Source organism: Enterobacter sp. RHBSTW-00994 (assembly GCF_013782625.1).
Classification (GTDB): domain Bacteria; phylum Pseudomonadota; class Gammaproteobacteria; order Enterobacterales; family Enterobacteriaceae; genus Enterobacter.
In genome coordinates, this window is the sequence record NZ_CP056199.1 from 2,998,650 (window position 1) to 3,020,691 (window position 22,042).

The 22,042-nt window shown below is 47.3% G+C and carries 19 protein-coding genes and 1 tRNA gene; 9 read left to right on the top strand and 11 right to left on the bottom strand.

Annotation, left to right across the window (positions count from 1 at the left end):
* Positions 1-66: 66 nt before the first annotated feature.
* The gene (gene nac, locus HV346_RS14510; protein WP_181620013.1) at positions 67-984 is read right to left on the bottom strand and encodes a nitrogen assimilation transcriptional regulator NAC; all 918 of its coding nucleotides are present in this window, start codon (positions 982-984) and stop codon (positions 67-69) included.
* Between the two features lie 321 nt (positions 985-1,305).
* Here nac and HV346_RS14515 point away from each other — a divergent pair.
* A tRNA-Asn gene (locus HV346_RS14515) sits at positions 1,306-1,381 on the top strand.
* 161 nt (positions 1,382-1,542) lie between these two features.
* A complete protein-coding gene (locus HV346_RS14520; RefSeq protein ID WP_181620014.1) occupies positions 1,543-2,805 on the top strand; it encodes an integrase arm-type DNA-binding domain-containing protein in 1,263 nt (420 codons plus the stop codon).
* Between the two features lie 691 nt (positions 2,806-3,496).
* Here HV346_RS14520 and HV346_RS14525 read toward each other — a convergent pair.
* From HV346_RS14525 to HV346_RS14545, 5 genes are all read right to left on the bottom strand, one after another.
* Complete coding sequence (locus tag HV346_RS14525; protein ID WP_181623794.1) at positions 3,497-4,384, bottom strand: integrase domain-containing protein; 888 nt, start codon at positions 4,382-4,384, stop codon at positions 3,497-3,499.
* A 504-nt stretch (positions 4,385-4,888) separates the two neighbouring features.
* Entirely contained in the window at positions 4,889-5,191 is a 303-nt protein-coding gene (locus tag HV346_RS14530; protein ID WP_001553123.1) for a helix-turn-helix domain-containing protein, read from the bottom strand.
* A gap of 4 nt (positions 5,192-5,195) precedes the next feature.
* Entirely contained in the window at positions 5,196-5,525 is a 330-nt protein-coding gene (locus HV346_RS14535) for a type II toxin-antitoxin system RelE/ParE family toxin (protein ID WP_001607612.1), read from the bottom strand.
* A gap of 520 nt (positions 5,526-6,045) precedes the next feature.
* Complete coding sequence (locus tag HV346_RS14540) at positions 6,046-6,267, bottom strand: helix-turn-helix transcriptional regulator (protein ID WP_046077354.1); 222 nt, start codon at positions 6,265-6,267, stop codon at positions 6,046-6,048.
* Positions 6,264-6,731, bottom strand: a complete 468-nt coding sequence (locus HV346_RS14545) for a hypothetical protein (RefSeq protein ID WP_181620015.1) — start codon at positions 6,729-6,731, stop codon at positions 6,264-6,266. Before HV346_RS14545 ends, HV346_RS14540 begins: the two co-directional genes overlap by 4 nt.
* A gap of 373 nt (positions 6,732-7,104) precedes the next feature.
* On the opposite strand from HV346_RS14545, the gene HV346_RS14550 reads away from it, so the two are divergent.
* The 5 genes from HV346_RS14550 (at position 7,105) to HV346_RS14570 (ending at position 17,137) form a co-directional block, all read left to right on the top strand.
* Complete coding sequence (locus HV346_RS14550) at positions 7,105-9,060, top strand: hypothetical protein (protein WP_181620016.1); 1,956 nt, start codon at positions 7,105-7,107, stop codon at positions 9,058-9,060.
* A gap of 226 nt (positions 9,061-9,286) precedes the next feature.
* Complete coding sequence (locus tag HV346_RS14555) at positions 9,287-14,143, top strand: ATP-binding protein (RefSeq protein WP_181620017.1); 4,857 nt, start codon at positions 9,287-9,289, stop codon at positions 14,141-14,143.
* On the top strand, positions 14,140-15,567 hold the full coding sequence (locus HV346_RS14560; RefSeq protein ID WP_249415101.1) for a hypothetical protein: 1,428 nt from the start codon (positions 14,140-14,142) through the stop codon (positions 15,565-15,567). The genes HV346_RS14555 and HV346_RS14560 overlap by 4 nt, the downstream gene beginning before the upstream one ends.
* A gap of 92 nt (positions 15,568-15,659) precedes the next feature.
* The gene (locus tag HV346_RS14565) at positions 15,660-16,454 is read left to right on the top strand and encodes a hypothetical protein (protein WP_181620018.1); all 795 of its coding nucleotides are present in this window, start codon (positions 15,660-15,662) and stop codon (positions 16,452-16,454) included.
* A 347-nt stretch (positions 16,455-16,801) separates the two neighbouring features.
* Positions 16,802-17,137 carry a gamma-glutamylcyclotransferase family protein gene (locus tag HV346_RS14570; protein ID WP_181620019.1) on the top strand — a complete coding sequence of 112 codons (336 nt, stop codon included), beginning with the start codon at positions 16,802-16,804 and terminating at the stop codon, positions 17,135-17,137.
* A 55-nt stretch (positions 17,138-17,192) separates the two neighbouring features.
* On the opposite strand, the gene HV346_RS14575 is transcribed toward HV346_RS14570, so the two are convergent.
* Entirely contained in the window at positions 17,193-17,438 is a 246-nt protein-coding gene (locus HV346_RS14575) for a YmjA family protein (protein ID WP_181620020.1), read from the bottom strand.
* A gap of 201 nt (positions 17,439-17,639) precedes the next feature.
* Between HV346_RS14575 and HV346_RS14580 the strand changes: the two genes are divergently transcribed.
* Positions 17,640-18,338, top strand: a complete 699-nt coding sequence (locus tag HV346_RS14580) for an RluA family pseudouridine synthase (protein WP_181620021.1) — start codon at positions 17,640-17,642, stop codon at positions 18,336-18,338.
* A gap of 100 nt (positions 18,339-18,438) precedes the next feature.
* Here HV346_RS14580 and HV346_RS23445 read toward each other — a convergent pair whose 3' ends face one another.
* Positions 18,439-18,708, bottom strand: a complete 270-nt coding sequence (locus HV346_RS23445) for a hypothetical protein (RefSeq protein WP_249415149.1) — start codon at positions 18,706-18,708, stop codon at positions 18,439-18,441.
* A gap of 273 nt (positions 18,709-18,981) precedes the next feature.
* Between HV346_RS23445 and HV346_RS14590 the strand changes: the two genes are divergently transcribed.
* Complete coding sequence (locus HV346_RS14590; RefSeq protein ID WP_249415102.1) at positions 18,982-19,734, top strand: hypothetical protein; 753 nt, start codon at positions 18,982-18,984, stop codon at positions 19,732-19,734.
* 110 nt (positions 19,735-19,844) lie between these two features.
* Here HV346_RS14590 and HV346_RS14595 read toward each other — a convergent pair whose 3' ends face one another.
* From HV346_RS14595 to sbmC, 3 genes are all read right to left on the bottom strand, one after another.
* Positions 19,845-20,180, bottom strand: coding sequence for a DUF496 family protein (locus tag HV346_RS14595; protein ID WP_008499467.1), 336 nt, complete (start codon positions 20,178-20,180; stop codon positions 19,845-19,847).
* Positions 20,181-20,348: 168 nt separating this feature from the next.
* Complete coding sequence (locus tag HV346_RS14600; protein WP_181620023.1) at positions 20,349-21,407, bottom strand: FUSC family protein; 1,059 nt, start codon at positions 21,405-21,407, stop codon at positions 20,349-20,351.
* 94 nt (positions 21,408-21,501) lie between these two features.
* On the bottom strand, positions 21,502-21,975 hold the full coding sequence (sbmC, locus tag HV346_RS14605) for a DNA gyrase inhibitor SbmC (RefSeq protein WP_181620024.1): 474 nt from the start codon (positions 21,973-21,975) through the stop codon (positions 21,502-21,504).
* Positions 21,976-22,042 lie beyond the last annotated feature (67 nt).

Sequence of the window (22,042 nt, forward strand, 5' to 3'; positions counted from 1 at the left end):
ATTGTTAGAGTCAGCTGAGCCGCAGAACAAATAATAAAAACCAGCATCTTATTCCTTTATGGAATATCAGCTCACCAACTGCAGTTCGCGATTCTCCAGAGAAGGACGGCTAACCAAAGACATCAGGATCTCTTTTACCGCCTGCGCTTGTGGTGACAAAGAGCCGCGAGCGGACATATTCAGCGACAGAGGTAGACTCATGGACGGCGTAGTAATCCGCGCCATCCAGCCATTCGCAGCGCTACTCAGGGAGCGTGCGGCCGATTCAGGCAGAACGGTCACCCCCATTCCGCTGGCAATTGCTGCGGTCAACGTGGAGATGGAATCAATTTCACCGATGATTTTTGCCGTCAGGCGACGCAGCGAGAACGCTTCGTCCACGCGGACACGCACTGCACTGTAATCGCGCGGTAAGAACAAGTTCATTTCAGCCACTGCAGTCAGGTCAATACTCTGGCCCGGACAGTCGCGGGTTCCCACCAGATAAAGATCCTCTTTCAGCAGCGGCTGGCTGCTGATTCCGGCAACCGGGGAACGATCGTAAAGCACCGCCATATCCAGTTGGCCGTTGAGCAATTTTTCATTGAGCACAGAGCCGCTGTTTTCATGTAAATAGACCAGCACTTCAGGGAGCTCTGCACGAACGGCCTGGAGCAATGGCATGGTAATAGAGGATGCTGCAGTTCCCGGGGCCAGCCCGATGGAAACCTGGCCGCTGAGCGTTTGTCCGACGTTATTCACTGCCAGTTGTGCCTGTTCGCACTGGCGCAGGATGGTGCGAGCGTGAGTGTAAAGGATCTTACCGGCTTCGGTTGGCGTGACACCACGTTTAGTACGGATCAACAGTTGCTGATCCAGTTCACCTTCCAGAGTGGCTACCTGCTGGCTCAGCGCAGGCTGCGCGATATGCAACACTTCAGCCGCCTGGGTCAGGCTGCCGATATCGACGATTTTTACGAAGTATTTCAGTCGTCTTAAGTTCATTTTGCCCCCTGTTCGAAATGCAGTGCCGGTACTGGCGCTAATTGTTAAAGAGGTTTTTGCAATATGAGTGCCAGTTTTCATAAGAGGTCTGATATGTCCGCTAACCGCCTGAAAATAAGGAAATCTAATCATCAATACGGGTTTCATTACCGAAACAGCGGTTTATGATCTGCCCCATAAGGGGTACTTGCGCACTAAAACAGTGCAATTCGTTGTGAAAAACACCACTTTGCTGATTTTGTCAGCAAACGATCAAAGCGGGGTGATCCACCCTTTGACAAGCGCAACTGACGTCGCTAATATTCGCCCCGTTCACACGATTCCTCTGTAGTTCAGTCGGTAGAACGGCGGACTGTTAATCCGTATGTCACTGGTTCGAGTCCAGTCAGAGGAGCCAAATTTCGATTCTTACGCTACCTTATTAGTCTTTATTTGATATTGATTCAATAAGTTAGCGTGAAAATCTTTCCAGATGCGTATTCAGTTTTCCCTCCGCATCCGGTTAATTTGGTGGTCAGATTTGGGGTCAGATTGGTTCGATTCTGGAGTGACCCCCAAATGTCTTTAAACGATTCAAAAATCCGCAACTTAAAGCCCTCTTCCAAACCCATAAAACTGTCTGATTCACACGGTCTGTATTTGCTGGTCAATCCCGGCGGTTCACGTATCTGGTATCTCAAGTATCGCTTCGGTGGTAAAGAGTCCCGCGTCAGTCTGGGCGCATATCCGCTGATTTCTCTCGCTGAAGCCCGGCAACAGCGCGATGCTATCCGCAAGCTACTGGCGCAGAATATCAACCCAGCCCAACAACGCATGGATGAAAAAGCCGCAGCTTCACCGGAAAAGTGTTTTAAAACGGTGGCTCTGGGCTGGCACAAAACCAACAAAAAGTGGTCACCTGATTATGCAGAGCGCATTCTCGCCAGCATGAATAACCATATATTTCCGGCTATTGGTCATCTGCCCGTTACCACGCTGAAAACGCAGCATTTCACTGCGTTACTGCGGGTTATTGAGGATAAAGGTTTTCTGGAAGTCGCGTCCCGTACCCGGCAGCAACTCTGCAACATCATGCGTTACGCCGTTCAGCAGGGACTGACCGAAAACAACCCGGCGCAGCATCTGGAAGGCGTCACCGCGCCGCCGGTTAAGAATCACTATCCCGCTCTGCCGCTGGAGCGGTTGCCCGAATTGTTTGAGCGCATTGGCGACTATCGGCAGGGACGACAGCTTACGAGGCTGGCGGTGGTGTTGACTCTCCACCTGTTTATCCGCTCCAGCGAGCTGCGCTTTGCCCGCTGGGGTGAGATAGATTTCAGAAACAAAATCTGGACCATCCCCGCCACAAGGGAAGCGATTGAGAAAGTCCGTTTCTCCGGTCGTGGCGCAAAAATGCGTACTCCACACATTGTGCCGCTTTCCCGACAGGCCATTGCCATTCTGAAGCAGATACAGGAAATTTCCGGCCATCTGGAACTGGTGTTCCCCGGCGACCATAACCCGTATAAGCCGATGAGCGAAAACACCGTCAACCGGGCACTGCGTCTGATGGGCTATGATACCAAAACCGATGTCTGCGGGCATGGCTTCCGGGCAATGGCCTGTAGCGCACTGGTTGAATCTGAACTCTGGTCGCGGGATGCCGTGGAGCGGCAGATGAGCCATCAGGAGCGCAACAGCGTGCGGGCAGCGTATATCCACCGGGCTGAACATCTCGACGCCCGTACAGCCATGATGCAGTGGTGGTCGGATTATCTGGACGTGAGCCGCGAGGGATACGTTGCGCCGTATATTTATGCGCGGCGGCATAAGGCGGCCTGAGCCAGTAGCAATATGATTTGTTAAGAATGAAAAAGCAGATCCCGATTGAATCCGGATCTGCTTTTTACATTGAAAGGATTTATCTTCAACTTTTGGGTTATTAATCGGAAAGCGTACAAAATTATTCGACGTAGAATAATTTTGTACGAAAACCTATCAATATATTATGAATCAATAGGAAAATGACGAAAATTATTCACAGTGAATAATCTCCAGACGATAGCTGCCAGATAATCTGCACCAGAAACCGACTCCCCGATACATCATATCTGCACCAGTTCAATGTCACCGTTTATCTGCACCAGCTTGTCGTCGCCTGTATACGGCAGAACTACGCCAGATATCGCCGGATATATCAATCTGCGCCAGCTTTAGCCTTTTAAGCCCTTTGGCCTTTTCCGGTCTGGCGCTGTTACCCTTAGTCGCCCTTTACCATTATTTGGCCTTTTCCTTTTGCTGGCGCAATCATCAGTAAAATACCGTAATACTGCACCAGAGGCCTGTTAATAGGCCATACCGTTCAGAAGCATTTTTATTGAGAGGAAATCGAACAAAAAATTTCTACGTAGAAATTTCTTCGGTGAATAACGATGAATAACCCGGGATTAATAGGAAATCACCCAAAATTATTTGAGGCAAATAATTTTGTACGGAAAACGATGAATAACATCATATTGCAAGTCTGAAGCTATCAATCAGCATCCCCCTTTCGCCCGTAAACCTGCGCCACATACCGTCCGCGCCCGTCGCCGTGGCCCAAATCCATCGCCGTCATTGCCAGCGCTTCCTTCTCACAAAATCCCTGCGTCAGATAATGACGAATGGCATCCTGCGCCCACGCATAGCGTAACGAGTGCGGGGAATATGTGCCAGTTAACCCGAGACGTGACGCCTGGCTCTGCCAGTATTTCATCGCGCTTTTCAGGTCGGGTTTATCTATCAGCCTGCCGTGGCGATCTTCTGCCACCACCAGCGCATTATCCAGCGCTTTTCTGACAGCGACAGCATCCAGAATAACGGTTTCTCGCGGACGCCCGCCTTTGGTGCCGAACACCACGGTTAAACGGGGCTCACCCCGCTCCAGCGATTGCTTCCACGTTCTTAATGACTGCGCACTTTGCACCGCCTCCTGCGAACGTAATCCCATCAGCCTTGAGAGTTCCAGCGCCGCTGCCATCCCCGGATCTTTTGCGCGGGCGGTTTCCAGCACATGGCGGTAATGCTCCGGCGTGATGGCCCGCTTCGTACCGTTACGGGATGCGCCAGACAGGCCCAGCGAGTGATTGTTCAGTCGCTCACTCTGCGCCAGCCTGTCACGCCCGGCCTGTTTCAGAATGCAGCGCACCGCCGCCATCTCGTTTTGCAGGGAACGCTTCGTGATACCCTGCGCCAGCCGTTCACGGACATAGCCTTCAATATGCCGCGCCTTAAGCTGCTCCACCCGGCGGATCTGCACATTCTGCGTCAGCACCAGACGCTCACAAAAACGCTGCGCCAGCTTAATGCGATCGTGAACGGTTTTATGGCTGCCGCCTGCCTGCTGCGCCAGTTGCTTCATTTCCTGCTCCAGAATCCCCATACATTCCCCTTTCATGATTGCCGCAAACTCATCCCAAAAAAACTCAACACTGATACAGCTTTCCCCGGCGCGTAGGCCAATAGCCCCTGTTTTTTGTCGGGGCTGCAAGCGATACCTGAGCGCCGGGGCGGCAGCCGTTGAGGTGTGGTGGGGCTTCGGTTGTGCTCTCTGAGCAGCCGCCCGCCTTAGCGGGTTATCCCCCGGATCATCCTGATCCCCCTCCGGTATCGGTTCATGTTCTCCTTATGGGTCAAATGGCCTGAAAAGGCAGTGTCAGGATCCAGCTGTGGGCTGGCGCAGTTGAGTTTTCTGGTGCAGATCGAAAGGGCTTGCGTGCGTCACTTTCCCGCTCTGCGCGGTTAAAGTGACGCACGGGTCTGGTGCAGTGAAAATTTATCGTCTGGTGCAGTTTTACGGTCACGCGTCAGCAAATGCCTTGCGGCAAATGCAGGCCGCAGCCCGTTATAAAAGGGGTTGACGCTCCGGTTCAGGGAGCGTCAGTGTTTACAGTACGAATCCGTAGTGAGAACCATCCGGCAGTTCAACATCAAGGCGTAATTTGCCGCCGGTCGCTTCAACGTAGCGTTTAAGCGTGGAAAGTTTCAGGTCGCGGCCCGGTTTTTCCATTCCTGCAACGGTAGGCTGTCTGATACCCAGCGCCTGCGCCATTTCCACCTGCGTTTTCTGTACTTTCTCACGCAACTCAGCAAGATGAATGTTGAGCAGGATGTCCGTCGCCATCGCCTGAGCTTCGTCCACGACTTCAGGTTTTTCATCCGCAATAAGCTGTTCCAGCGTTCTGCCCATCGCGTTACTCCTTCTCTTTTAATGTGTTCAGCCAGTTCGTGAATTCCCGGTCTGCGATCGGGAGCATCTCATCGTAAAAACGTTTTTCATTGCCGACCTTATTTCCGGCACAAAGCACAATGCCAGTACGGGCCGGGTCAAAAGCGAAAAATGCCCGTATCGGATCGCCCCGGCTCTGAATACGCAACTCTTTCATGTTGCTGTAGCGGGAACCTCTGATCGTATCAGCATAAGGTCTGGATAACCCCGGCCCCTTTTCCCGCAGGACCAACAGCGCTGCAAGCACGCTGGCCCTGTCGGTATCGTTGAGCGAGGTAAACCAGTGATCAAACATATCCGTTGTTTTAATCGTCCATACGGGACCTCCCAAGTAATATAGGTTAAATACTATATAGATGTAAAGCTATAAAGGTGATTATGAAACGATGGAATGAGGGATTCATGCGTCGTTACTGCAAAGCTGAAGACGCATTCGGGTATTTCAGTGAATAACATGCATGGCATTCACCGTTTTACGACCTGTACCGAAAAACCAGTTCATGTATTGGTGCAATGTGAAGAGTGACCTTAACTGCAATGCAGTCCGACATTTTCAAAGGTATTGCCGGTAAAGGGACGACCAGCCTGAAATCAGGCCGCTTCTTGCAGGTCGTGAAGCGTAAGGGCACCCCGGAGGGCCATTTGTTGCAGAGAGAAAATAATGCGAATATGACTGGTACAGAAAGAGGAAACTGTTTTTGTCTGAAAAACATTTCCCGTTGATTTGATTAAATGCTGAGTTGCCGCACGTCACTGGCATTCTCCCGATCACCCATCTGCAAGGACAGGTAAAAGATCGGGAGAAACTGTTTGTCTTATCGGTATTCTGGTTTACGGTAGCGTGATGGCCAGATGTTCTCAGGCGCAACATCTAACGCTTCGGCAATCAATCTTTCACCTTTGGGCCAGCGGCGGGAAAGCGCATTAGCCAGCGTGGAGGAGGCAAGCCCAGCCTGACGCGAAAGCGCTGACAGCGAAGTGCCACGTTTTTTCAGCCCGGCGATAATGTCGGCAGGATGCCAGTCAGACTGCATCATGCTTTGACCTCCACACCGTCAATAAACTTCACACCATCGACAGTACGCAGCCAGCGCGGGGCTTTCATTTCGGCGGCAAAATACCAGACCAGTTCACATAATAAGCCAGTTATCGTCTGCTCCATTTTTGGCTGCATCCCCTGCCCGATAAGAAGTTGCGCCAGCGTCAGTGAGTAGTCACAAAGTAATTCAGCATCGGGGACAAATCGGGGCATATCGGCAGGTAGAGCATCAACGGTCAGGCTGTCAGTCAGATGGGACGGGATGGGGTCGTTCAGCGTGGGTTGCAGCAGAGTCAGACAGGCGGCAAGTCGCCCGCAAAGCGCCAACCGCAGCACCGGATCGTCGCTTTCGATCAGAGTTTCGGCGAAGTTTTCACAGTGGTCTGCCAGTACGGTAAAATCTGTGGCAGCATTGAAGGAAACAGCAAGTAACGGGTGCGTCTGAGTGGGGATCGTAGCCATAAAGGCAGCCTCCAGTATGTGGTTTAAAACCACCACCAGAGGTTCCAATCTCATGGGTGGTGGACTGAACGGGGTTGGAACTACCGGCCATACTGGAACCGGCGCACCTTACGGTGCCCCCACCCAGCCCACCATAATTTTGGTGTAGCTAAGCGCGCGACATAAAAAAAGACGCAGACGCGTCACGTGTCGCCAGTATGGTTACATTTCGGGGTTCCAATCCCGGCACCTGATTTTGCAGGTGTGGGTAAAAGATACCGCTTTCGGTCAAAAACAGCAATAGGAAGTGGTGGAATACAGATCGCAGATTGTTATAAATATAAGCATTGGGTCGCTAAAGTATCCTCTTCACCAATTTTTCGGAGGGAGTCCGTTGAATACTACAGAACAACAGATTGTAAAGCTGGGGCCACCAGTAGGAAAAGCAGATGCTTATTTACCACTGGAGCTTATGGAACCGCAAACATTTGTGCTATTTTGTTGTGAGCTCATCAAAAAACGGCTGAAAATCGAAAACGGCGAGATAGTTGATGCCATGACGATTGGCATTTCCGGCCAATCACAATTTGGGGCGGATATTTTTACGCATCGCCAGCACGGCAATCAGGACGTTTATTCGTTATACGAAGTGAAACGTTGTAAAAAATTCACAAGCAGCCACTATATTTCCACTGTTCGTCGCTTTAATGAACATCGGGAAAAATGGCAGGTAAATATCAATGAGTTTTACATTTTTCTCAGTGAAAAAACGTCAGCAAAATTAATAGCGGAATATAAAAAACAAGAGGCTATTTTTAAAGAACTGAATATAGTACATCGTGTGCTTGATACGGAATTGATCCACGACTGGCTGAAAAATCTGTATTGTCCAGATCTGTTGTATCTATTTTGTGACGAAATATGGGTGTCTCGCTTTTATGGCGAGCGAGCACTGTTAAATATCAAAAACTATGGCGTGTGGGACTATAATGAATCTTCTGCCTGGCTAAATTACACGCATCCATATGAACACATTGCTGGTGATACCTATACACTTCAGAACGATCATGTGTTTATTCAGGCGTTTTTACCTAATCTAAAAGGGAACCCCCTCTCCTGTTTTATTGATTTTCGTAATGGCCGCTATAGCCATGTTTTGCTGACGATGAGTCAGAATGACCTGCTAAATTCGGCCTTCGAAGGGGCCGGTAGCCCACCGGAGGCGGGAGTCAGACCATGGGTTTTAAAAGAACCTCATGGCGAAAATTATTATTGCGATATCGGTAACTGCCGCCTTGCACTTACCCTAAATGAAACCCGCTCCCTCTGTGATGCTTTTGATAAGTTCTGGAGGTGCTATAAACAGCGCATGGAAGAAATTGACCGGATTTGTCGCACTGTTGATTTTTCGAACAGTACACCACTCGGTGATAATATTCATCTCATTACCATTCCTTACTGGCTATGGGGTCGTATCAGCATCTTTTGTCAACACCATGACTATCTGGATACCGAAGGCGAGTGGTCGATATTTAATCCTGCCCGTGAGCGCATTATGGTCTTTACCCGCCATAAAGATGAAGTAATGAACGAAGGGCATCACGTCACACTATTAGCCAGCCGCGACCCTAATTTTCATCGCCTAAATAATCATCGCGTGGCGCTAATCTGGCAACCTCCCAGTCGCTACGATATCGATAATATGGAAGAGGACACCATCGGGCCTCGTAATTACTGGGATGCGTTGACGACATATCGCTGGCTGATGGAGAAATTAATCCCTGCGGCAGATAGTTGGTACTGCTCCAATTTCTTTCCAGAACGCAGGGGCTGGCAACGACTGCCATTTCGCGCACCCCGCCATATCTCCTATACTTCCGATGATATTTATTCCAACTACCAACCGGAAAGTAATATCTCGGTTGAACAGGTAGACAGCAAACAGAGTCTGCTGGCGTTGCTGACTGAACTACAAGATTTTTTTAATATCTACACTCGCCGGGTGTACTTTAGGGCAAGTGAATTTGAGCAACTTTGCGATGCCTTTCTCTTTTTATTGAACAAGACTACCGTCAATTACTGGGGCTATATCCGCAGTAGCGTCGGTGCTTCGCAGGATGAGCGAGAGTCTGTGGTAACAGCATTGCAAAAGTATCGGAGGGAAAGTACGGTTTATGAAAGTAACTCGTCACTGTATGACTATCTGTTTCGCGGCATGATGGCGCTATTTGGTGACGGCGACTGCCATATTAACGAAGTGGAAGCGATTAAGGTTGCAATGATGTTGCGTCCATTTGTGGATAAGGTGTCGGAGGGGCGTTTTTTGCGGCGCTGTCAGAAGCGGTCATAGACCAGCCTGTCAATACGCTTTCCTCACGGCCACTCTGTCGTGGTTTTGTGCTACTAAATTAGGCATTCAGCAACGATTGGTTTCCTGAATGGCAGGTAGTACGTAATGCTACCTACCGTTGAAATATTTTTATCTCTTTGTTTTATTAGCAAACTATCCGTAAAATGAGTCTTAGGAACAGGTAGAACAGAGCCTCAGCACTGCATTCATTATATGAAGGTGAAACTTGTCTGATATAAATCTGAACGGTCCCGCAAACGGCGGTGGAGCAGCAACCAGTAGCGGCATTTTATTTCAGCAACAACTGGGAGCTCACTTTGCTGCTCAGATCCTGTCTGGTAGCCGACTGGATGCAAGATTAGGACTGGGCGAAGCATCCCCTGTCTGGTTGCGCTTTGAAACGGAAGCGCCCGTTGATGACATACTGGTGGCTACATCTGCGGATGGTTTTATCGCCATTCAGGCAAAAACAACGCTTTCGCTTTCAGATGATAAAAAAAATCCTTTTTATCGAACTGTAGAACAATTTGTCCGCCAATGGTTAACATGCCGGGACGGCAATGGTTCTCTGGAATGGAACAGGCCTCTTGATCCAGATAAGGACCGTCTGGTTTTAGCCGTAAGTACCAGAGCATCAGCGTCAATTCGGGAGGAACTTCCTGTAGCATTGTCTCTTTTTTCTCAGCACGGTCTTGGTGCAATGAATAAAAGACAGGCAAAGGCGTTTAGCATTTTTGAACGCTGCATTTCCGCTGCCTGGGGCAACATAACTTCTGAGCCCCTGCCTCCTCACCTTGTTTCTGAATTTTGCCGCCTGGTTGTTGTTTTGGCCGTTGATATTGAAAATATGGCTTCACCGGCCTATTTACAACTTGCCCAGAGCCTTGCCAGAGATTCTGACGCAACAACGGCCTTGAGTATTTTTACTGAAATATGCGGCACAATGATGTCCCATCGAGGTGGTGGCGATCTGTCAATATTTCGCAATGAGCTTGCAGGAAAAGGGATTAAGCTCGCAGCACCACCTCGATACAGGGATGATATTGCCCAACTTCAGCAACATTCTCAGGAAATTGCTGATTCCCTTAATCGATATGAAGCTATTGAAAGTCAGACCGGTCAACCTGTTACCCTCCGCAGAGAATGCCAGAACGAAGTTGAACAAGCCGTGCAGTCAGGTTCTCTATTAATTATTGGTGAACCCGGCGCAGGTAAAAGCGGAGTCCTGAATGCGCTGGCACGCAGTTTGCGGGAACGAGGAGATGATGTACTGGAGCTGGCGGTTGATCGCTATTCCGTTGAGTCGCTTGAAGGTCTGAGTCGAGAACTCAAACTGAAGCATAGTTTGACCGACGTGCTTGAGGCATGGGATGGCCCATCTCAGGGCTGGCTGATTATAGACGCGCTGGATGCCACCAGAGGGGGTAAGGGAGAAGCCGTTTTCCGCCCACTCATTGAACAGGTGTTGGCCTGGGGTGGTCGTTGGAAAATCATTGCCTCAATACGTAGTTTTGATCTGCGCATGGGGGTAAAGCTTCGTGACTTGTTTAAAGGCGTCCCTCCTGTTGCTGAACGTGCTGATGCTTTGTTTTCTTCCGTTCGCCATATTGTTATCCCACGTTGGTCAGATGATGAATTTCGCCAACTACTGGAAGCATCCCCCTCTCTGGCTACGGCCCTGGAGGGTGCCTCCGAAAAACTGCGAGATCTGGCGAAAGTTCCGTTTAATACCAGACTGCTGGCAGAACTGGTTTCGCAAGAAACTGGTGTCAGGTTTACGGCTATCTCATCTCAGACAGAACTATTACAACTGTACTGGCAACGTCGGGTTGAGGTACATGGACTTAACGCAACGCGAAATATAAAAACATTAGTGGATGCCATGATTGATGGGCGCTCACTCAGTGTTTCATCCCTGCTTACAGGCACGGATCCTGACATGCTCGATACACTGTGTCACGAAGGCGTATTGAATCGGGAACAAAATGACCGCCGGATACAATTTCGCCATCACCTTTTATTTGACTATGCTGCGGCACAGACATCGTTTGAGCCAGATGCGCTAATTGCGGGGAGATTGCATTTTCAGAAAGAACAAGCTCAGGGATTAATGCTATCCCCCGCACTTGGCTTTGTGCTTCAGGAAATATGGAGTTATGACGATAATCATCGTAGCTTTTGGCAGGCAGTGAGTTATCTGGTCAATGACAAAGATGGGGATCCGATTATTCGTAGTTCGGCTGGTCGAATTGCAGCAGAGTATCCCATAGAACAGGACGATCTGCTATGGCTTGCTGAACGTGTGGCAGTTGACGACGAGAAAATAATAACCACTTTGGGCCATATATGCGGTGCGCTGGCAATACGATTTGAGGATGAAAGAAATGTTGCCCTGCTACCATGGGTGCATTTGGTATCAGCCCTGACGCCTCAGGTGAATAAAGTTACAGAAACTTTGCGATTCTTATTGCATCCACTCATCAGGCAGGTTGCTGAGCCAGTCTTATGTAATATGCTCGGTACAACCAGCCGTGCAATGTTTTCGCATGGCTTAACGTTAAGTGATCCGCAATACTTTGTCGGTAACGCTATTTCGTTCGTTGCAGATACAATCGACACCGATGTTCAGGCTTCCTGTAGTTTACTGGAACAGATCCTTTCTCCTGAGCGGCTTCAACGTTTTGGCTCCGAAGAAATCCCCATACTTTGTCGCAATATTGAGAAGATCGGAGTACATGCACCAGAGTTCGTAGTTCGTATCTTCGAATTTGTCTATAACCATGACATCGTAGACGATCGGGAAACAAATCTGGGGGAGAGCCGAATCCTTCCGTTGAGATCAAATGCACGACAGGATTATGAGCTGGCAAGATATTCACTTAGTGAGTATTTTTCTTATTTTATTGAACAATACCCCAGCCATGCAATTAGCGCTGCGGTGAGTGCTCTCGATGGTTACGTTGCTCGAAGACATCCTGTGGATGTGCCTGCCGAGCACGTAACAATTTCCGGGTACAATATTATTCTTCAGACCGATCGCAGCCACATTTGGGCATATAACCCAGACAACCAGCACGCACATGACGGTGAAGTACTGGTTAATAAACTTTTTCAACGTTTGCAAGTTGCCCCAAGTTCAGATGCACTTATTCTTGCCAAACTTATCTGTGAAAAAGCGTCACTGGCAGTATTCTGGAGCAGGCTCTTTCTGGCTGTGAATAAACGGGACGATGACCTGATTGATTTTCTGTGGCCTATAGCTGCACAAGAAATATTTATCCGAAGTGAAGATACCCGTAAAGATGCCATTGATATTGTGGGCAAGGGGGTTATTCGCCGCTCAGAAGAAGAACGAGAGAAGCTAGAAAGCTCTGCTTTTCAATATGATTTTTCTGATTATCTTTATCCAGAAGAAGCAAAATACAGGCTGCTATGTCGTCTTTTTAACGCTATCGGTGCGGAGAATTTATGTACCCAGCCTGCCCGAGACTTTTTGAGAAACTTTTCGGGTGATGTTGAGACATCAAGCAATGAACGGCTTTTTAACGTTTCTCCAGTCAGAGTAACAACCGCGATACCTTATGATTTTATTGATGATTTAGATCAGAAAGAACCAGACAATACGATCCTTATTGACGCTGTAAAAAGAGCAAGAGAAGCATTGAGGCTTGAGTCGAACAATACTCTTCCCTCAGGACTATCATTAGAAAATATCTTCAATATCCTTGAGCCCGTTCATAGTCTCCTCTACCTGGAAAATACTCATAACTATGTACGCATTACCGCAGAAGACGTAATTATCAGAGCCTGTAATGCAATCATTGAACAGAAGTTATTACCCGCAGCAGATGAAGAGCAGGCAGAAGAACTAACATCACATTTTTTAAAATTCCTCGACATCGCTTCCCATTCTGCTGGCCCTGAACTTCAGGAAAATACAGAAGAAGAGTTTGAAAACAGTACCGGTTGGGGTTCTCCAGCACCAAGAATTGATGCTGCACAGATTATCCTTGATGTTATTCCTTTGCGTCCCGATCTTTATGGACGACTAAAAGCTGATATTGAAAGAATGCTGATTGATCCTCATCCGGCGGTTCGCTTTCAGGCATCAATACACCTTTTGCGGCTATGGGATATTGATCAAGATAGTGTATGGCACTATTTGAACGAAAGGATTGAACAGGAAACCAACACCGGTGTTCTTGAGCATACTGTGGCGTATGGTATAAGACGTTTGCTACATGTTGATCCCTCACATACTTTCAGCCTCATTCAGAAATTGCTGAGTCGGTTTAGTGGCGATCTGGAACGTCAAAAACGCATTCGTAAAATTGTTAGCAGCGATATAACTATTCTCTGGGGAGTGCATGAAACCAGAGAGGCTTATGACATACTACAAAGTTGGGCTAATGCCCCCACCATTTATAGTGATGAACTTAATCAGGTTCTGTTCACATTAAGGGAGGGGTTCGTTCTTGGACTTACCGGGCAAGCGGCACCGGAAGATATAAAAATAAGGCAACGAGCACTGGATATTGCCTATAACATTATCGATGCAGCCGGGATAAAGCTGGAAGAGTATTATCAACAAACGAATCTGACAGATGCTGACAAAGAAAATGTAAAACGGTGTGCGGAAGTCATCGACAAAGCCTGTTCGCAACTTCGCTTCGCTTGCGAAGGTAAGCATAATTCTGACGAACCGCCATTAAAACATGAGGGACTTAAGCAATTCTTGGATGAAACAGAAAGACACCTGAAGCGCATTGGTGATTGTGGTACACCGCACACTATCTACTATCTTCTCGAACTCCTTGAAACACTGACTCCTGTCGCGCCCGAAAAGTGTTTCGACCTACTGGCTAACGCGCTTTATCACGGCAGGAAACTCGGTTTCCAGAACGAAAGACTGGGAATGGATCAACTGGTAAAAATGATGGGGATATTTCTTGCCGATTATAAAACCATCTTTGACGATCAAAATAGACGTACCCGTTTGATAAACAGTCTTGACATCTTTATGGAAGCGGGCTGGCCTGCGGCCCGGCGTCTGCTTTATCGGTTACCGGAGTTGATTCAGTGAACGAAGCACAACTTCGTAATCAGTTTCGTGGTGATTTATCCAAGTTAATGGAGGATATTGTACGCTTTATTGAATGCGGAATTATTAACCCTTATTCAAAAGATAGTGCAAATACCCTCCATGAACATGATACTCGAATCTTGTTTTTCGATCGGTTGCTAACAAGTCTGGGCTGGCGATTAGGTGCCTATGGTAATGTTCAAGAAGAAGCCAGAATAAAAGCAGATACAACACGATTTATGGACTATGTCGGCATAAATCAGGAGACTAAAACACCTTTAATGATTTTTGAAGCGAAAGCTTGGGACGTTCCTTTTGTTTCTGCCCGCAACCCTGAAGACAGAGCCAAGGACGAAGATCTCATCGTTATGGCAATTCGTCATATACTGAATGACAAACCCGAAAATGAATCACCAGTTTCGAAACAATGGCATGGTTTTTTAAAACAGGTTATGGATTATGTTCGAACCATGAAAACAATAAACGAACATGATACTCCCTGTGCTGTGTTATCCAGTGGACAATGGACTATAGTATTTACGAATCCTGTTCTTACTTTTTCTGATGGTAGGGTAAGCCCAGATGATATTAGAATTTTCAACCTGCAATCTTATATGAGTAATGCAGATACATTATTTAATCTTTTACACTGTTCAGTTTTAGCGAAAGACATCCCATTTCCTTTACGACCTGCACAAATAAAAGATTATATTGATGGTAATTCTATAAGCACTACATATTATGGTGTGCATGTTCACTATGAAGAAACAGGAAGTCGTTTTTTTGGACCGAAGCCTCAAGTATTAATTTATCCAGTATTAGTACTCCAGCGCAATGATGGCGTTTTTGCAGCCGTAATTAATAAAGCAGAAAATTTCACTCTGGAATATACAAATAGTGCTCATGCAAAAACAGAAGATCTTACATTACATTTAAATTCTGTTACTACTTGCCTTCAGGAACTTCATCGTATTTGTGAGCAAGAATTAGATTGTAAACTAACTATTTCTCCAGTTAAGGTTTTCCCAGGGTTTGCCTCCGAATCCTATAAAATGGGAAACCAGACATTAATAGCGAAGCGTATAAAAGGTTATCATGATGAGTGGTTATTAGTTACCGGAATAGAAAAACATTATCTACGTAATATGCCCCTGATTGAACACTGTCGCTTCCACTCATGGGCTGATTGTCTTGCTGAAGGTTGTGAAAATGGAACCTCAGCTATTAATATCCGTTCAACAAATCCGCGAATCATCTTTATTGACAAGCAAATGCATCATTGTGCCAACCAAGTTGTGTACGATCGAAAGAGGAAAAGATGCCATATCTTACAGATAGATGAAAGGATCTGTTGTCAAACATGCAATTACTCTAGCTTATGCTGGTCGCAGGAGGAACAAGAAAAGCTACCTTGCGGCAAATAATATAATCGGCATGGCTCTTTGACTCATCTAGCTAATCAATATTAACAATGAAATTATTTTTTATTTTATCAACAATGGGAGAATAATTCATAATGTTACCCCTCGATAAAAAAATCCACTTAAAAGGATCTGTGCCTGTAACAATTGTAGAGGATAACTCTTTACAAGGCCCTATTTTTCACCCGGGAATCCCTCAAAATTCCTCATGGAGAGCTGGCAACAATGCAGCCTCGCAATATCAAGGTATCCAATCCGTATGGAAGAACATGGTAGGTTACTTTAATAAATCACAAAATGAACATGGTTACGATAAGAAATTACAGGTAAAATCAGGAATTTGTGAATTAAAAACTTTATTAGACATACTCCCTCAGATGCACAAAATTATTGTTAGCCATCCAATATATAATAAAAGTGGTTTAAGACCTTACATATCAATCACACAATCAGAATTAGATGAAACGGGACTGTTTTATAAAAAAGTAAACGTTGAAAAAAACAAAGCAATAAACAAAATTCAAAAAATTAGAAATAATATAGGTTCTCATTTCTCTGATGCCCAAATTGTTAAGATCATTCCTCGCGGAAAGATAGACAAACGTTCATCCAGAGAAAAAGTATCGTGGGATGAAGTTATCCTTTTATGGGAGTTATTAGAATTAAATAGTTTTATGGATCTGATAACATCCATACACGCATACTTGAATTTTATTAATACATTACCAATTTATGAATGGTACAGATATGAAGAAAATGGAACCATAAGAACTCATGTTCCTCGTATTGGCACAGTTGATGAATCGGGTAAGGAAAAAATTTGCATAATGAGTGAAAGCATGAGAATAGCGCTCTCATTAGGCTCATCAAAATTTCCCGAGTCAAATTAAAGTCCATGCAAACATTTTTTCTGAGAAAGATTCATTCTTAGTATTATAAGCGCTAACCATAGTTCATATTTAGTAGATGGTGGTCATTCTGGTGGTCTTGACAACCCCAACTTTTAGGTTTAGCTTATCAATCAGCCAGTTAATGGCTACGGCGATCCCAGTCAGAGGAGCCAAATTTGAAAAGCCTGCTTTTAAAGCAGGCTTTTTGCTTTCTACCGCTTAATCCCTGAACTCACACGTACAACCGCAATAACTCAGCGTATTCTGCCCGTTGCCAACCTTACCATCACGCCGTATGTTGAATGCTTTTCCCGTCCACCCGGCTTTAGTGTGTTAAAGGTAAGAATATGAAACCTCTGTTTGTCTACGGTACGCTGCGTCCCGGTCAATCCAATGCCTATATTCTCGACAACATTGGCGGAGAATGGTTACCTGGCTATGTTACGGGAACATTTTACGAGAGTGGCTGGGGGCCAGCCGAAGGTTTCCCCGGAATAGTGCTGGATAAAGGCAACGCTCGTGTCGAGGGGTATCTGTTTCTATCCGACAATCTCAGCGCCCATTGGCCAATGCTGGATGAATTCGAAGAGGGTTATGACCGCGTTGAGGTCGATGTGATGCTCGCGGATGGGACACAGGTTGTTGCATGGATTTATCAGCTACAGGCCCTGGCGGATCGATAACCGCCGAAGACCTGTTGCGCCAACCCGATAGTGCAGTGGTCATTCGGTTTAAGGGCTACTCATTGCCCCATTGATTCAGAAACATCGCGATCTCATCAATGCGCTGCTCATCGATTCCGGCTTCATCAGCCATGTCTTTCTGCGCCTCCTCACTGATCTCTTCGTTGTTCATTAAACGGGTAAGCAGTAGCTGGAAATAGAGCGCCAGAGGATCACGTTCTGACTCGCTAACCGGCTTTGCGCACTCCGTCGCATACTCATCTGCGATGTCATAATATTTCAGTGGTACGTTATTGTTCATTAATTAACCCTCAGGGTGAATGCCAGCATTATTCGCCTGGATAATAGCACTCCTGATGTGTTTTTTCTGTCATCCCGGCAAGGACCGGTAAATATCCTGCTCACGGCGTGACAGTTATGCCTTTACCTGACGTACCGCCGGATTAGCCAGTAGGACGAAAATTCGTTATTATCCGCACCCACTCCCCCTTCAGGCAGCCTGATGTCTACGATTTTAGATACCTTTATTGCCCCACCGTGTCATGACAAGATAGAGGCACTCTATCAGGACGATCATCTGGTGCTTATCAATAAGCCCGCCGGGTTGCTTAGCCTCTCCGGGAAAAATCCACAAAATCTCGACTCGGTACATCATCGGCTGGTTAAAATCTTCCCCGGTTGTACACTGGTTCATCGCCTTGATTTCGGGACGTCCGGGCTGATGGTCATTGCCAGAAATAAAGCCATCAATGCCATTCTCTGCCAGCAATTCAGCCAACGGACCGTCACTAAAGTATACAGCGCCCTGCTCTGCGGGCATCTGGATGACGATGAAGGAGTGATAGATGCGGCCATTGCCAAAGATCCGGCGCTTTTTCCGTTGATGTCGATTTGCGCTATCCACGGCAAGCCAGCCCGCTCTCGCTTCCGAGTCGTTGAACGCTTTTACCGTGAACAGGACGATGGTACGTTACTGCCGTTAACGCGGGTACAACTCACCCCGGAAACCGGACGCACCCATCAGCTCCGTATCCACTGCCAGAAATTAGGTCACCCTATTCTGGGCTGCGACCTGTATGGTGGTCGTCTGCTTCCTGGCACGGAAAACACGCCGCGACTGATGCTACACGCCAGCGAGCTGCATTTTGTCCATCCGGTCAGCCAGGAGTGGATCACCGCCCATCATCCCAGCCCGTTTTGAGGGTAAACCTGTTGTGACCAGGCTTACAGCATTCTCAGCCAGACGACAGCGACTGCCTCTCGTCCATTGAGGCCTGGCAATACAGGCATAAAGATGTTGATCACTTTTTCCTGAACAGAGCCGTAAATGCTGCCGCTAACACCCCGATCAAGGGCATGGATATCGCACCCGATAAGAAATTATGGTGATCAATTTGCTGTTCCTTGCGGATATCAGCAAAGCGGGCAAGCGCGTCTTTTTCATCAGCGGCGTTGACCTCTTCAAATTGTTTTTCATAACCCTGTTCAGTCAGCTGAAAAGCACCATCGGCGGCGGATCTTTCCAGCGCAATAATTTGCTGACCTTTTTTAAAAAAGCAGTACTCTGGTATTTGGTACTCCTTGTAATGGAGAGAGTCACTATAAAATATATCTGGTCTTATTTAATTTCGTACACCTCTATCTAATCTCCCCCCCTGATCCAGTAGGTATATTGCTCAAATCAACGCAGTCATACATCAGAACCTATTAAAGATTGATACCCTGCGACCGATATATTTCATGCTCCAGGCAAGGAGTCATGCCACGCAATCAGGAACAAAAAACGGGACAGACGGCTAGGATCTACGCAACTCGCTAAAATATTGACAAAAGGAAATGCAGATATGATCACCCCATTAAGCAATACACATCATTCCAGTCGTCATACTGTTGATACTTGGCGTACAGCACCTAAGCCTGTCTCGTTAATCAATTCTGATAATACAACTGATACGGTGGATAACCTGCCCCCAAAAGACGCCGCGTTTTCCTCTCTGGCTTATCAATTAAGTGACAGCGCAAACCGGGCGGACACAGCATATGCAGTTCTGACCAGGGAAGAGCTCGGTGAACAAGCATCCACTTTGCTTAAGAAAATCACCGGGACAACTTATGACGCCAGCCGGGCCGCTCGTCACGCCGAAACGCCTGATTCGTCTGATCCCGAACGTGTAGCCAGAGCTGCGGAAGCGACAGCGTTTGTTAGCGGAAATGGGAAAAATCCATTTGCCGGTCTTTCACGAGAAAGTCTTGCCCTCATTACCTATGATGACAGTGGACTCTACACCACGAATGAAAGAAGAGCGGCATGGGAAGAGTCATATGATCAGGAGTATTCATGGCGAAAAGAGGTGGTCGCTCAAGCGATGGCGGAATATGACAGCAGCGGGAAATTGACTGATTTTTTCAGTTCAGTGCTAAAACACTATGAAACACTCCCGGCGATTGAACAAGCACAGTATCCGGACAACTACGCCGCGAAACTGCAGAAATGGATTGATCTCGATTACAACTATTTTAGTAATACCGTAGAAGGTAAAGGAACGCCGGAAGATATTCTTTCACTCCAGGAAAGTCTGAACGTACTGAAACACTGAAAAATACGTCAGGGTATGCAGAAACAAGCTGGCTCAATCATCACCCTGAATCCCGCCGATACAAAAAAGGCTCCCTGTTGCCAGAGAGCCCTTTCAACGTTTAGCGGCGATTATTCGCTTTTTGCTTCACCGTTTTTGATTTCGCCCATCACTTTCAGCTTTTTGGAGATGTCACGACGTTCTTTGGACAGCTCAGCATTTTTGATGATGTAGTCGTCAACGCGATCTTCGTAATCGCTCTTCATGCTGGCGATGATGCCCTGGATGGCTTCAACACTCATACCTGGCTTGATGTAATCGCTCAGGTTATCGAGCAGCAGAACACGTTTCTGGTTGTCACGGATCTTCTTCTCAACGTCCTGGATTTCACGCTGCAGTTTATTTTTGCGGCGGAACAGGCGGACGAATTCCAGAACATCCTGGAACGAAGGCTTGGTAGTTTCCATTTTTACACCCCTGATAATGTGAGATTCGGATTCGTTAAAGCAACCGTTGTAATATTAACCTTACTGACAGCGGTCGCGAATGACAATGGGTATATCGTTTGACGCTATCATAACCCCAATTGGTGCTGAATCGAAGCAGCAGGCGTCACATATGGCGATAGCTGCTTTTTATTTGCGCAACGCCCGGCAAATCAGATGCGATAACAACTCCAGTTGACGAGCCAGTTCCATACTCAGCCAGACATACCCATGAATCGGTGTTTCTGCAACATTGTCGTTCTGCCGCTCGCTAATTAACTGTTTTAACTCAGCAACAATCTCATTCAGACGCTCACTGTTGGCCAGAATCGGCTGGGGATTCCCTTCATACAAGGCATGGGCAATAGTGAGCAAAGTTTGCTGCGTCATTTGCTGTGTCTCTTTCAGCGTATGAGCATTGAGCATCAGCAGATGACTGGCTCGCGAAGCCCAGTGCGCATTGATTTGCAGTTCCAGCATACAGACGAGATTACGGCTGACGGTCTGAATCGCTTCAAAAATTGATTTCTGGATATGCGTCTCTTTGCTGGCAGGGGTAATCAGGCCACGCATCTTGACCACATCATTAAGGATCTTTTGCAGGTGCTTTTCCAGACGTGGCCTCTCAACCAGATTGGGCGAGAAACCTGCCTGGTAAACACGGTTGAACGACGTGACGTAGTTTGCCATCTGGATACGCCAGTGCAGGAAGGCACGCTGCGGCCAAATGCCCGTGAAAAGCATCGCCAGCAAAGAACCGAGAACCACATCACCGCTTCGCCATAATGCTGTCGTCATGTCACCTGCAGGTGCGCCGACGACGACGGACAAGGTGATGCCAATCAGTAGCGCCTGATAGGGTTTTTTACCCAGCGCAAGCCAACCGCACAGGAACATGGCTCCCGCACACCACATCAACATGACGGGAAACGAAATCAGTTCCAGCTTAAGCGCAATCAAACCTAATGCCGAGCCAAATACCGTTCCACCAATACGCTCGAATGCCCGAGGTACAACGTTTCCCCAAAAAGAGATTGGCCCCATGATCACCACCAGCGTAATCAGTGGCCAGGTTCCCTCCGGGACATGCAGCATCCGTACCAGTACAAAGGTCAGAATAAACGCCAGCGCAATGCGACAGCCATGCACAACGCGGTAATGTTGATACAACTTAATTTCAAAAGGCGTTAATGATTTGTCGGGACGCACACCCGCTCTCCAGCTATACGGCAAATCACAATTGTACTGTGTTTTCAGCCGGGCGGATCACACCCGGCTGAAAAACCCTGATTTTACCAGGAAATTAACCCGCTTTATGTTCTACCGCAACATACATCTCAATATCCCAGTAGCCATCAGCGTTACCGTCATTAAGGTAGCGTTCAAAACAGGGTTTTGCGGCGAGTTGATAGTGATGATCTTGCAGCAGAGAATTAAAGAAATTGTACCAGGGTGTGGCGAAATCGAAATTCTCGACGCGAGCGGTAGCAACGGCATAATCGCCAGCGGCGACTTCTGTCATCATCACACCTTCGCTGTTTTCAGGAATAACAAAATCGTCCGGAACCGTCACGGCGGTGTCACATCGTAGCTTTTCCGCTGGCACGACATCAGGGTTGTCGTAGTAAACCGCTACCCATTCCAGCGGCTGAATGTGATGTCCGTCGACCCACATAACCAGTTGTTCGAAACCTTGCTTTACCGTCTGTTCCCACGGCCCAACCAGATGGAAGCCCGCAATTTTACGCTTCTGTTGCTGTCTGACGCTGTAGTCCATACACCCTCCACTTATCACTGTATATATATACAGTTTAAATCAGTTTTTTTACGACCGGCAAATGAGG

Coding starts and splice junctions, on each gene's coding strand:
- nac (WP_181620013.1), bottom strand. CDS start 984: ATGAACTTAAGACGACTGAAATACTTCGTAAAAATCGTCGATATCGGC.
- HV346_RS14520 (WP_181620014.1), top strand. CDS start 1,543: ATGTCTTTAAACGATTCAAAAATCCGCAACTTAAAGCCCTCTTCCAAA.
- HV346_RS14525 (WP_181623794.1), bottom strand. CDS start 4,384: ATGGGGATTCTGGAGCAGGAAATGAAGCAACTGGCGCAGCAGGCAGGC.
- HV346_RS14530 (WP_001553123.1), bottom strand. CDS start 5,191: ATGGGCAGAACGCTGGAACAGCTTATTGCGGATGAAAAACCTGAAGTC.
- HV346_RS14535 (WP_001607612.1), bottom strand. CDS start 5,525: ATGTTTGATCACTGGTTTACCTCGCTCAACGATACCGACAGGGCCAGC.
- HV346_RS14540 (WP_046077354.1), bottom strand. CDS start 6,267: ATGATGCAGTCTGACTGGCATCCTGCCGACATTATCGCCGGGCTGAAA.
- HV346_RS14545 (WP_181620015.1), bottom strand. CDS start 6,731: ATGGCTACGATCCCCACTCAGACGCACCCGTTACTTGCTGTTTCCTTC.
- HV346_RS14565 (WP_181620018.1), top strand. CDS start 15,660: ATGTTACCCCTCGATAAAAAAATCCACTTAAAAGGATCTGTGCCTGTA.
- HV346_RS14570 (WP_181620019.1), top strand. CDS start 16,802: ATGAAACCTCTGTTTGTCTACGGTACGCTGCGTCCCGGTCAATCCAAT.
- HV346_RS14575 (WP_181620020.1), bottom strand. CDS start 17,438: ATGAACAATAACGTACCACTGAAATATTATGACATCGCAGATGAGTAT.
- HV346_RS14580 (WP_181620021.1), top strand. CDS start 17,640: ATGTCTACGATTTTAGATACCTTTATTGCCCCACCGTGTCATGACAAG.
- HV346_RS14590 (WP_249415102.1), top strand. CDS start 18,982: ATGATCACCCCATTAAGCAATACACATCATTCCAGTCGTCATACTGTT.
- HV346_RS14595 (WP_008499467.1), bottom strand. CDS start 20,180: ATGGAAACTACCAAGCCTTCGTTCCAGGATGTTCTGGAATTCGTCCGC.
- sbmC (WP_181620024.1), bottom strand. CDS start 21,975: ATGGACTACAGCGTCAGACAGCAACAGAAGCGTAAAATTGCGGGCTTC.